Here is an 11965-nt window from a genome sequence, read left to right as displayed (position 1 = left end):
GCGAGACGGGTAAATTTAACAGCAAAACTACGTACAATCCCCTATGAAATAAGCACCTTTTAGACGCAAAGACAAGATTACAACATGCTAAGATAGTGACAATGCAAATTTAGCAAGGTGCAAAGGATGAAAACAAACAAACGCTGGGGAAACGGAGCCAGAGTAGATGATCTCGATACTGGTAAAAAAATCCTTCTCAAATCTGCCGTTGATTGTTTCATTACCAAAGGCATCAAATCCACGACGATAGAAGATGTAGCCAAAGTCGCGAACGTCACTCGTCGCACGGTATATCGCTATTTTAACGGTAAGTCGGACATCATTGCCGCGCTAATTGATATCGAGCGCGAACGGATGTTCACCAAGATTTACGATATTGCCAAACTTTACGACAATAACTTCCCGTTAATGCTCGAAGAATGCATTTGGTTTGCTGCCAGCTATAAGCCGCCTGAAGCCGGTAAATTGGATCTCGTTTCGGGTGCGAATGGCCCAGAAACGGCACCGCATATAGACACAGATGAGTCTGTTGAGCACTGGCGCGAGCTACTAAAAGAACCATTAGAAGCCTACAACACGCGTAACAATCGCAGCGTAGACCTCAACGACCTCATTCCAATTGTCGGTCGGCTGGTACTTTCCTATCGCCAATTGCCCTCTACGAAAGAACAATTCAAAGCCAGCCTCAAAGCACTAGCGCTTTAATCACAGCGGGCAATTTGCCCGCTGGCCCCATCCGGTATTCTCTTGGTCAATTTTGCTATTGTGCCTTATTAGCCAGCCGCCTAAGCTTCGGAACATCGTAATTCCGCGTCAGATGCAAAGGGGCAAGCTATGAATTTCGACTTTTCTGACGACCAGAAAAATATCCAGGATCAAGCGCGATCAATGTTAGCGAAAGAGTGCAATAGCAGCGTTGTACGCCACGTTATTGATACCAACAGCGGCTTTGATGAGGCCTTATGGCAGCAAATTATTGCCTTGGGCTGGCCAGCTATTAGTATCCCAGAGCAGCACGGCGGTCTCGGCCTCAGCTATCTCGAACTATGCGTTATCGCTACCGAATTGGGCCGCTCTCTGGCGCCGGTGCCGTTTATCGCCTCGGTGTATCTCGGCACCGAAATCATCAAAGCTGCAGCATCAGAGCAACAACAAGCTGAATGGCTACCAGAACTGGCAAGCGGAGAAGTCATTAGCACGGTGGCGATTGGCAGCGATAAGTCATCCTGCCGCGTAAGTAACGACACCCTCAATGGCAGTAAATCAGCGGTCTTACACGGTATGATTGCTAATCGCGCTATTGTCGCCGCAAGCGACGAGCAAGATGAACTGCAGTTATATCTGGTGGATTTACACCACAGTAGTATTCAGCGTACAACCCAGAATAGCCTCGACCCAAGCTTGCCGCGTGCGGAGCTGGTTTTTAACAACACACCCGCGATCAAGCTTAGCGGCACTCTCTCTGCCAAAGCTGCAATAAGCCGTGTTTTCGACCGGGCGGCGGTCTTGCTGGCATTTGAGCAAGTAGGTGGCAGCGAAGCTGCCATCGACATGGCCAAAGCCTACACCACCGATCGCTACGCCTTTGGTCGCCAAGTCGCCTCATTTCAGGCTATTAAACACAAGCTGGCCGATATGTTTGTGGCAAAAGAACTCGCCAAGTCCAATGCCTATTACGGCGCGTGGGCGCTGTCTGCCGATGCTCCAGAACTCGCTCTCGCCGCGGCAACAGCGCGGGTTAGCGGCATAGACGCCTACTATCTCTGCAGCAAAGAAAACATCCAGGCCCACGGCGGCATGGGCTTTACCTGGGAGTTCGACTGCCACCTTTACTACCGTCGCGCACAAGCACTATCGACCCTTTTAGGTGGCAATCCCTATTGGAAAAGCCTGCTTGTCGACCGACTTCTCGCCGCCTAAGCCACCATCGTATTGCTGAGGAATAAGCATGGATTTTAAAGATTCACCCGAACAGGCCGCGTTTCGCGCCGAAATACGGAGCTGGTTACAAGCCAACGCCACCGCAAAATCTGCGGGTGGCGGACGCAAAGATCAATCCGACGCCTACGAAGATGCCAAAGCTTGGTATAAAAAAGTCGCCGATGCGGGCTACGCCTGCCTGAATTGGCCCAAGCAATACGGCGGCGCTGGCCTCAGCGATATTCACAAAGTCATTTGGTCACAAGAAGTCGCAAACTACGCCGAACCCGATGGCTATTTTGTGATTGGTATCGGCAATTGCGGTCCCGCCATCATGCATTTCGCCACAGAGGAGCAGAAACAAACGCTGCTGCCACCCATGGCCAGTGCCGAAACCGTGTGGTGCCAAATGTTTTCTGAACCCAGTGCAGGCTCAGATGTGGCCGGCTTGCGCACCAGCGCGGTCGCTGACGGCGACAATTGGATAATTAACGGCCAAAAAATTTGGACATCCGGCGCGCAGCACTCCGACTACGGCGTAATACTTTGCCGCACCGACCCGACTATCTCTAAATATCGCGGTATGACGATGTTCTTTATCGACATGAACCAGCCGGGTGTTGAAGTTAAACCAATCAAACAGATGGACGGTGGCGCCCATTTCAATGAAGTGTTTTTCAATAATGCCATTATTCCTGATGCCTACCGTCTGGGTGATGTTGGCGGTGGCTGGGGCGCCGCGCTATTGGTGTTAATGAACGAACGATTAGCCATTGCTGGTGTTCAACCCGATGGATTCCCAGAGTTTTTACAATTAGTCAAAACCCTGCACATAGACGGCGAGCCTATTAGCGCCAACCCTGCGGTGCGCGAGCGTCTTGCCGAGTGGTACTACAAACACGCGGGAATAAAGGCATCGACAAACCGCATGTTAACCGCCGTTGCCAAAGGTGGAATGCCTGGCGCTGAAGCCGCATTAGGTAAGCTGGTGGGCGCGGTAATGAATCAAGATATTGCCGATTACGCGATACAGCTGCTAGGTGACGCCGGCGTTATTTGCGAGCCAGACATTGCCGAACAACAAGCACACTTCCAAAAAACCGTGCTGTTTTCCCCTGGCATACGTTTAGCCGGCGGTACCGATGAGGTTATGCGCAATGTCATTGCCGAACAGGTACTTGGCCTGCCGCAAGAGCCCCGCGCCGACAAAGGCCTCGCATTTAACGAAATACCCAGTGGAAATCAAAGCCGCTGAGGCCAAATAGACACGCATAGCGATCCGATTGATATAAAGTGCCCAATCGGGTCGCACTGTGACACAGGAAAACCAGATCTTGTTCACAGTTTTCATACGCGGGTTCACTCAGTAAGTGCTTTTCCCTATACTTCAAACAGCTCTTCCCACGTACCTTGATCACTCGGTAAGCGATTTACCAGATCAATAAGTACACGAGGGCGTCAACAATGAATAACTCAGGCAAACAAGACAGCGCAATTTTCCATGAAATCCGTCGCAATTTAAATGCTATCAGCCAATTTGGTAGTAAACGCGCCGAATGGTGGTTGAACGTCAACTATGCTGAAGTTATTGAAATGCGCGACGCGGTTAGCACAAAATTCCAACAGGTACGGGTTGCCAACTAATCCCGTGCCATTAACGATGGCACCCTATGATTGATTGGCACGCGATTGATACCGTCCTCCTCGATATGGATGGCACCCTGTTAGACCTGCACTACGACAACTTTTTTTGGACCCAACACCTACCCCGCCGTTACGCAGAAATACACGGCGGCGACCCAGAAAGAATAAATGATCAACTTATGAGCCGCATCATGGCGGAAAAAGGCTCACTTAACTGGTATTGCCTGGATTATTGGTCCGATCAGTTAAAACTAGACATTATTGCGCTTAAACGTGAAGTTGCCCACCTCATCGCCCCACACCCCAGCACCAATGAGTTTCTCCACGCACTCAAAGCCAGTCATTGCGACGTGTGGCTGGTGACGAATGCCCACCGGGGCAGCTTAGACCTAAAACTTGAACACACAGATTTGGGTGAGCATATATCCAAAATCATTAGCTCCCACGAACTCGGCATCCCAAAAGAAGACACGGAGTTTTGGCGCAAGCTCCAACAACACTGGCATTTCGACCCCACTCGCAGTCTGCTAGTTGACGATACCGCCAGCGTTTTAGACTCCGCAGCCGCCTTTGGAATTCGCCACCTGCTCACCTTACGCCAACCGGATAGCAAGCAAGCCCTCCGGGATTCGCTCACCTATCCAGCGGTATTAAGTTTCGCCGAGGTTTTACCTATTACCCGTCAATCTTAACGACGACTACCAGATTAGCAACGCTATGAATAAAACACCCCAAAGTGGAATTCGCATCGATAAATGGCTGTGGGCTGCACGCTTTTTTAAAACCCGCAGCTTGGCGAAACAAGCTATCGAGGGCGGTAAAGTCCAATACAATGGCGACCGCTGTAAAGTGAGTAAAGAAGTGCAGGTGGGCGCCCAACTTACCATTCGCGTTGGCTTCGACATCAAAGTCGTCGACATTATTGCCCTGTCAGACCAGCGCCGCGGTGCACCAGAAGCGGCGCTCTTATACACTGAAACGGCAGAGAGTATCGCCGCCCGGGAGCAAAACGCAGCAGACCGCAAAGCACTGGGCAGCGCCTTCGCACATCCCGAGCGCCCGAATAAAAAGCAGCGCCGGCAAATTCATCGCTTTCAGCGTATAACTGACGAAACCTAGCAAATTGCCGAGTGTTTTGCGCCTTATGGCCGGGACATAGCTAGGGCGGCGCTCTCAATTTGCTCGATAGCCTTTCATACTCAGCGTAGGTGAAGGTCCTTTTTGCAACCCTCCTGCTGAAAACGTAGTTATTGTCTAGCAAACTTCAAGCACGCCTCTTATTTCCAGCTGAGCAAAGATAAATTACGCTAGAACCCGTATAATTCTGCCTTTATTACGTCACCAAAGTCCGTATTCCTATGAGCGACAGCATCAACCGTTTTATTTTCGACAATACCGATGTCCGCGGAGAACACGTTCGTTTAGAAAAAAGCTATCAGGAAATTCTCACTATCCATCACTACCCACCCGGCGTGGCCAATTTGCTCGGCGAATTTCTTGCCGCGGCCAGCTTGCTGAGTGCGACTATTAAATTCGAGGGTTCCCTCATTCTGCAAGTTCGCGGTGACGGTGAAATTCCGCTGATTATGGCTGAGGCTAATTCCGAGCGCGAGCTCAGGGCCATCGCCCACGATGCAAGTCAGGCAATGAGTCTCGACTTTAAAAGCCTAATCGGCAATGGCCAGCTCGCAATGACCATTGAACCGAAACATGGCAAGCGCTACCAAGGGATCGTTAGCCTGGACGGCGACAGCCTTGCCCATTGCCTGGAAGCCTATTTCGAACAAAGCGAGCAACTTTCTACCCGTATTTGGCTTTGCGCCGACGCAAATAGCGCCGCCGGTCTTATGCTGCAAGAACTACCCAGTAAATCCCCGGACAAAGACCGCTGGCAACATCTCGTTACCATTGCCGATACCGTAAAAGACGAAGAACTACTCACTCTAAATGCCGACACCTTGCTTTACCGTCTCTACCATCAAGACGCCGTGCGTTTATTCGACGCCAAGCCATTAATCGCGCGCTGTCAGTGCAGCCGCGAACGGGTCGAAAAGGCACTGATATCTATTGGTCAGGCGGAATTGAACGACATTATTCACGAGCAGGGGCAAATCGAAACCAACTGTGAGTTCTGCAATCGCCTATATCAATTTAGCCCGACAGATATCGCCGCCATGTTCGATCAAAACATCCCCATAACCCGGCACTAAATCAGCAAAAATACCCAAACGCAGATTTATGTGATCAAAGGTTAGCGCTGCTATGGGTTTTTTGTAATAATGGCGCCCCAAATTACCAGCCATCATGGGGGTTCTCCTTGCTCTCCGACCCCGCTGCTAGACCCAGGCTGCTCTCAGGATTACGTGACAGGAAAACAGAGAATGAGTGCTGAAACGACGATTTACAAAGATTTAAGCCCCGCGCAATTGATTGAGCAGGCCCTCAGCCGTGGCGAAGGCCAACTAGCTGATACCGGCGCACTAGTTGTGACTACCGGCAAACGCACCGGCCGCTCTCCCGGCGATCGCTACATTGTTCAAGAGCCATCCACCTCTGACTCAATTGATTGGACAAGCGTAAACCGCCCCTTCGACGCAGCAAAATTTGACGCTCTTTGGGATCGCGTAGAAGACTACCTCGCAGACCACGACAGCTTTGTTTCTAATCTCCATGTTGGCGCTCACGAAGATCACTACATTCCCGTTGTTGTGAACACCCAAACCGCATGGCAAGGTCTGTTTGGCCGCAATATGTTTGTGCGCCCCGGCAAGTACAACCCCAAAGGCAAGGAAGAGTGGACTATCCTCAACTGCGCCGGTTTTGTTTGCGATCCCGCCCGCGACGGCACCAACTCTGATGGCTGTGTCATTATCAACTTTGCCCAGCGCAAAGTGTTACTCGCCGGTATGCGCTACGCAGGCGAAATGAAAAAAGCGATGTTCTCTGTTCAGAACTTCCTGCTGCCAGAAAAAGACGTTATGCCAATGCACTGCTCAGCAAACGTCGATGAGCAAGGCAACACTACCCTATTCTTCGGTTTGTCTGGCACCGGCAAGACCACCCTGTCAGCAGACCCAAGCTGCTACTTAATCGGCGATGACGAGCACGGCTGGGCGAAAGGCTCGGTGTTCAATATCGAAGGTGGCTGCTACGCAAAAACGATCAACCTAAGCCAGAAAAACGAGCCCATTATTTGGGACGCGATCCGCTTTGGTTCTATTGTAGAGAATGTGGTGATTGGCGAGCAAAGCCGTCACGCCGACTACGACGATACCAGCCTGACCGAAAACGGCCGCTGCTGCTATCCGCTAGAGAACGTTGAGAAACGTGTTATCGAAAACGCCGCTGGCGAGCCGAAAACCGTTATCTTCTTAACTTGCGACGTGTCAGGTGTTATCCCACCTATTTCCATTCTGTCTAAAGAAGCTGCCGCATTCCACTTCCTAAGTGGCTATACCGCACGTGTTGGCTCAACCGAACTAGGCGCAGAAGCGGGTATTCACCCCACCTTCTCTACCTGCTTCGGCGCGCCGTTTATGCCTCGCGCAGCTGGCGAATACGCTGAATTGCTGATGAAGCGCATTGACGACTTCGACTCGCAAGTTTACTTAATCAATACTGGCTGGACTGGTGGTTCAGGCGCCGCTGGCGGCACTGGCTCACGCTTCCCAATTCCAGTAACTCGCGCTGTGGTTGCGGCAGCCCAAAATGGTTTGCTGATCGGTGCTGAAACTGAAACCTTAGAAGCGTTGAACTTGACGATTCCTAAGTCAATTCCAGGCGTCGACGAAAAATACATTAACCCGCGCAAAGCGTGGGGCGATGTAGATGCCTATGACACCGAGGCCAGCAAATTGGCTAAGTTGTTCCAAGAGAACATCAAGAAGTTTGATGTTTCTGACGCTATCATTGCCGCCGGCCCTAAAGGCTGAGCGAAAAGGTAAGCAAATTAAGGGCAGCTAGGCTGCCCTTTTTTTCGTCCCAATAATCTGTACCGTCTTTACTCTATACTGTCAGCAACTAATTCACACCGAACCGAAACGCTTATGTCTGCAGCTAACCTGCCTGAACAAATACAATATTTCTTGGATCAATATCAGCAGGCATTTACAGACAATACCCTGCAGCGCGTCGTGCTCTCGAAATACCAAGGCGACGAGGCAGACTTAAATCGCGTTACCATTCGGCCGGTTTTACTAAAGAACGCTCTCGCGCTGTCGTTTTTATACGAATATCAAACGCGACACGTGACCAAAAATCTCAGCCTCAATGAGTCACTGGCTTTGCTAACAAAAGAGCTGCCCGAGCATTACAAAAACGCCCACATGGTCAGTGAAACCAAGGAAATTCAACTGCGATTCAGTAAAAAAGGAAAGGCGCTAATTAACGAACATCATGTAAAAGGCGCAAAGTCCGGCCTCGCACAGCCCGATCTTAGTCAAAACCGAGCGCATAACCGCGAGAAACACCGCTTTGTGAAACAGGATCGTCCCTATTTAGCAGCGCTCGGTGTGACAGATGCACAGGGCCAAATTATTCCCGCCATGTCACGCAAGTGGAAGCAAATAAATAAATTTATCGAGGTACTGTCGGGCGCGATTGAAAACACGAGACTGGTCGAGCGGCAAGAAATTCATATAGCAGACTTTGGCTCAGGTAAGGCCTATCTGACCTTCGCCGTACACGACTACCTAAGTGACACATTGGCAGTGAAACCCCAAGTCACTGGCGTAGAGCTTAGGCAGGGCTTAGTCGATTTATGCAATCAAACCGCGGCCAAACTAGCCTTGCAGGGAATCAAGTTTGAACAGGGGGATGTTCAGCATTTCGCGGCGCAAAATATCAATATTATGATCGCGCTGCACGCCTGTGACACCGCCACCGACTACGCTATCAATATGGGCATTCGCAGTAACGCCGACATTATTATGTGCTCACCCTGCTGCCACAAACAAATTCGCCCCCAGCTAAAAAGTCCGTCGATACTGGCGCCCTTGCTGCAACATGGCATTCACCTTGGGCAAGAAGCGGAAATGCTTACCGATGGCCTGCGCGCACTATTGTTAGAAGCACATGGGTACGACACGCAAGTGTTTGAGTTTATTTCACTGGAACACACTAACAAGAATAAGATGATTTTGGCGCAAAAACGCAAAGTACCGCGCGACAATCACGCGATACTGACACAAATTGCCGAATTAAAACGCTTCTATGGCGTTAAAGAGCACTGTCTAGAAGAGCTCCTTAACCAGCAGGTCGGCTGACGCTTTATACCGCTGCCAAAGTAGGAGTACGGCCATACACTCGCCCGCGCAAGCCGCTCAAATCAAAGGGCCGCCACTGGCCTTCGCGCTGGGCCAAGCGATCGGCGATAGCGTACATCACCGCCAAATTATGCGTTAATCCAACATGGCTTCCCGGCACCCGTAAATTCTCGGTTTGCGCACTCAGGGTTTTATCAACGCACAAATTCCAATCTACAATACCGTCTCCCTCACTGTAGATCGCCGTTGATGGCACACTCGGCGTATTGCGCCAGCAGTCCCCCCACTCCAACATAGGATCGGTCATCGCACCGGGATTTAACATCTCATATAGTTTTAAAACCGGGCCAGTAACGCCGCTCATATCAGGAATATGGATAGGCGAGCCCAAGGTGATTACCTGTCTAACAATATCTGGATTTTTGTTCGCCAAGGTTCGTGCATAGACACCGCCCAAACTCCAGCCCACTACACTGACCTTTCGACAATAACGAGCGGCCAAGTCTTTTACATGGCGCTCAAAATCAAGGTATACCTGTTCGCACAATCCCGTGTTTCGACCTTGCTCCCAGCCATAAGCTGCAAACCCCGAACGTCGTAAAAACGCCCTCATAGCCGCGGTACCACCGTCACCAGTCATAAACGACGGCGCGATAACGATCGGATGGCCATCACCGCACTTAATAGTGTCTAAGCGAGAGCGAAAAGACGCCATCGCCAACATTTCGAAGATAACCCGTAATTCTTTTGCGGTACTTAAAAAACTCGGCGCTCGAACACCGGCAACGCTATTCTTATTATCCATCTTATCCCCTTAGCCTACCTTAACCACGCTGGCGCTAACTGGCAGCACTGGCGTAAACCGCTAGAACTCTGGCTTACAAATAGTAACAGTTATATAACCGTAATATTGCCAACTGTGCAATCGTCAATTACCGAGTAAGCACAATAGCGAAGAGTTCATCCTCAGCTGAATAAGGGAAATCACGGAGCGAATTTAATTATTAGTATGCGATTTCTAATTTTAATCCGTAGTCTTGGCTCCAATCAGCGAGTTTATGTCGTTCTCGGCTGAACCGGGTTAAACAAAACCCCTTAATTTTTGGATGAGGACATCAGTATGACCGAAGCAAGTAAAATCGAAAAAGCCAACGCCTTAGCGAAAGACGTATTTTTAGCTAATCTTGGTTTGGCAGGCAAAATTTTTGAACAAAGCCAAGATCTGCTGAAGCAAACTGAAGCCAAGCTTAAAGAAACGGAAAGCAAATGCAAAGACGCTTACAGCAAGCGCAACGAATTCTTTGACAGTCTGGTCACCCGCGGCGAAAAAGTTCAGAGCGACACCATTGCCAAGTTCGAAGAAGGCAAAACTGAACTAAGCAGCAAGATTGAAAGCAACAAATCACAAGCAGTGGCTAAGTTTAAAGACACCAAAGCACAAGCTATCGCCAAGTTTGAAGAACTGAAAAGCGAAAGCAACGCAGCTGTTGAAGGTCAAATGAAAACCCTGCGTGAAAGCTTTGACAAAGTAAAAGGCAAAGTATCTCGCAACAGCGATGAAGTGGTTGAAACCGTAGCATCGTAAGCATTCGATACCTGTTTTCAGGTATCAAATCCTAGGTCTGTATCTCACCTATGCTTTTGCACGATGCGCCGCTTGGCCATCGTGCTTTTTTCATACCTGAGCGCAGAACAAGTTTCAGTTGGTATGTAACTTAAAGCATACGCCACTTAATTTAGTAAACCGTTTGCAATGGAGAAAACCATGAGCAAAGAAAGTAAAAAAAGCCTGCAAGATCTTAAAGACGTAACAAATCAAGCTAGCGAATTAGCGAAAAGCATTTGGCTCGCTGGGCTTGGCGCCTATGGCCGCGCCTACGACGAAGCCCATGATCGCTATGAAAAGGCGAGCAAAGAAACTCCACGCCTATTCACCGACTTAGTTGACAAAGGCTCTCGCCTTGAAAGCCAGGCTCGTGAAAAACTCGGTGAAGTAACTAGCATTGGCAAAACAATTTCGATTGAAGAACGCATTAGTAAAATGCGTGCCAGTCTTGGCTTCGGTCATACTGCCAGCGTAGATGACGTAGAGCGCTTAGAGAAAAAGCTAGACGCTTTAAGCAAGAAAGTAGACGCACTAGCCAAAGCGAATAAACCAGCTGCCGCCAAAGCGCCTGCCAAGAATGCTGCTGCACCTGCTGCCAAAGCCGCAGCGCCTAAAGCAAAAGCTGCTCGCAAGGCACCTGCCAAGAAAGCCGTTTAACGCTGATTAGCTGGATCGTTCAAGCAACGGTCAGCAAAAAGCATACGATAGCCTGCTTCCTAGTCAAATAGGTTGCGGGCTATTTTTTTCGCCTTGTGGTTTTTCGCAAAAAATTCCAGCCACAAGCTCAGCTCTAGACACCACCAGCGCTTCATGGCACCTTGTGGCCTCGCTCACAAGAATATCGATATATCAATGAAAACCCGCGACAAAATATTATTGCGCAGCCTAAGTCTGTTTAACGCGGAAGGCGAACCACACGTCACAACCGTCGACATTGCCAATGAACTCAATATTAGTCCCGGTAACCTCTATTATCATTTCCACGGCAAAGAAGAAATTATTCAAGAATTATTCGCCGCATTTGAAATTGAGTTAATCGATATTTTAACCGCGCCAATTGAAAAAACGTTGGGAGCAAAAGACGCCTGGTTTTATTTGTATATCGTTTTTGAACACATCTTCAACCATCGCTATTTGTACCGCAATCTCAATGATATTCTGCAGCGCTATCCTCAAATTGCTAAAAAATTCTCTAAACTGTTAGAGCTAAAAGTACAGGCCGTTCGCGCAGTTGCTTTGGAGTTGCGGTCGCAAAACTTTATCGACGTCGATGACATACTACTAGAGCGACTTTGCGACAATGTCGCCATGTCGCTGACCTTCTGGCTCAATTACAACCAACTCCGTGAGCGCAACACCAGCAATGAATTATTAATTCACCAGGGGGTATTTCAGGTGATGTCACTGGTGTCTCAGCACCTACGACCGGAGTATCGCTACTTTTACGATGAATGCTGCGCGCTATTCGAGGCTCTCGCAATTTCCGACCCAGCTTAAATTAAGCTGTCAAGGCTCGCGCCCGCCCCCTAGA

13 protein-coding genes are annotated in these 11965 nt (G+C 49.6%); 12 read left to right on the top strand and 1 reads right to left on the bottom strand.

Features of this window, described 5'->3' with window-relative positions; translation table 11 throughout:
• Nucleotides 1–126: 126 nt before the first annotated feature.
• The 9 genes from AAC007_RS14265 (at nucleotide 127) to AAC007_RS14225 (ending at nucleotide 8828) form a co-directional block, all read left to right on the top strand.
• Nucleotides 127–705 carry a TetR/AcrR family transcriptional regulator gene (locus AAC007_RS14265; RefSeq protein ID WP_295873146.1) on the top strand — a complete coding sequence of 193 codons (579 nt, stop codon included), beginning with the start codon at nucleotides 127–129 and terminating at the stop codon, nucleotides 703–705.
• Nucleotides 706–834: 129 nt separating this feature from the next.
• Complete coding sequence (locus AAC007_RS14260) at nucleotides 835–1920, top strand: acyl-CoA dehydrogenase family protein (protein WP_295873148.1); 1086 nt, start codon at nucleotides 835–837, stop codon at nucleotides 1918–1920.
• A gap of 28 nt (nucleotides 1921–1948) precedes the next feature.
• The gene (locus AAC007_RS14255) at nucleotides 1949–3175 is read left to right on the top strand and encodes an acyl-CoA dehydrogenase family protein (protein ID WP_339677670.1); all 1227 of its coding nucleotides are present in this window, start codon (nucleotides 1949–1951) and stop codon (nucleotides 3173–3175) included.
• 209 nt (nucleotides 3176–3384) lie between these two features.
• Nucleotides 3385–3564 (top strand): hypothetical protein, encoded by a 180-nt coding sequence (locus tag AAC007_RS14250; protein WP_295873152.1) that lies wholly within the window; start codon nucleotides 3385–3387, stop codon nucleotides 3562–3564.
• Between the two features lie 26 nt (nucleotides 3565–3590).
• Nucleotides 3591–4256, top strand: a complete 666-nt coding sequence (gene yrfG / locus AAC007_RS14245; RefSeq protein ID WP_339677667.1) for a GMP/IMP nucleotidase — start codon at nucleotides 3591–3593, stop codon at nucleotides 4254–4256.
• A 25-nt stretch (nucleotides 4257–4281) separates the two neighbouring features.
• Nucleotides 4282–4683, top strand: a complete 402-nt coding sequence (locus AAC007_RS14240; RefSeq protein ID WP_339677665.1) for a S4 domain-containing protein — start codon at nucleotides 4282–4284, stop codon at nucleotides 4681–4683.
• Between the two features lie 239 nt (nucleotides 4684–4922).
• Nucleotides 4923–5774, top strand: coding sequence for an Hsp33 family molecular chaperone HslO (gene hslO, locus AAC007_RS14235; RefSeq protein WP_339677664.1), 852 nt, complete (start codon nucleotides 4923–4925; stop codon nucleotides 5772–5774).
• Between the two features lie 69 nt (nucleotides 5775–5843).
• Nucleotides 5844–7496, top strand: coding sequence for a phosphoenolpyruvate carboxykinase (locus tag AAC007_RS14230; RefSeq protein WP_339677662.1), 1653 nt, complete (start codon nucleotides 5844–5846; stop codon nucleotides 7494–7496).
• Nucleotides 7497–7610: 114 nt separating this feature from the next.
• Nucleotides 7611–8828, top strand: a complete 1218-nt coding sequence (locus AAC007_RS14225; protein WP_339677660.1) for an SAM-dependent methyltransferase — start codon at nucleotides 7611–7613, stop codon at nucleotides 8826–8828.
• Between the two features lie 4 nt (nucleotides 8829–8832).
• On the opposite strand, the gene AAC007_RS14220 is transcribed toward AAC007_RS14225, so the two are convergent.
• Nucleotides 8833–9633, bottom strand: coding sequence for an alpha/beta hydrolase (locus AAC007_RS14220; protein WP_339677658.1), 801 nt, complete (start codon nucleotides 9631–9633; stop codon nucleotides 8833–8835).
• 315 nt (nucleotides 9634–9948) lie between these two features.
• Between AAC007_RS14220 and AAC007_RS14215 the strand changes: the two genes are divergently transcribed.
• The 3 genes from AAC007_RS14215 to AAC007_RS14205 all read left to right on the top strand — a co-directional run bounded on the left by AAC007_RS14215 (nucleotide 9949) and on the right by AAC007_RS14205 (nucleotide 11931).
• Nucleotides 9949–10413 (top strand): hypothetical protein, encoded by a 465-nt coding sequence (locus AAC007_RS14215; protein WP_296434122.1) that lies wholly within the window; start codon nucleotides 9949–9951, stop codon nucleotides 10411–10413.
• 180 nt (nucleotides 10414–10593) lie between these two features.
• Nucleotides 10594–11091 carry a phasin family protein gene (locus tag AAC007_RS14210; RefSeq protein ID WP_339677656.1) on the top strand — a complete coding sequence of 166 codons (498 nt, stop codon included), beginning with the start codon at nucleotides 10594–10596 and terminating at the stop codon, nucleotides 11089–11091.
• 195 nt (nucleotides 11092–11286) lie between these two features.
• Nucleotides 11287–11931 (top strand): TetR/AcrR family transcriptional regulator, encoded by a 645-nt coding sequence (locus AAC007_RS14205; protein ID WP_296434124.1) that lies wholly within the window; start codon nucleotides 11287–11289, stop codon nucleotides 11929–11931.
• The last annotated feature ends 34 nt before the right edge of the window (nucleotides 11932–11965 follow it).

The sequence above is a fragment of the uncultured Zhongshania sp. genome (genome assembly GCF_963975605.1).
Classification (GTDB): Bacteria; Pseudomonadota; Gammaproteobacteria; order Pseudomonadales; family Spongiibacteraceae; genus Spongiibacter; species Spongiibacter aquimaris.
The sequence above is the reverse complement of the archived record's forward strand: the minus strand, read 5'-3'. Positions and strand labels throughout refer to the sequence as shown.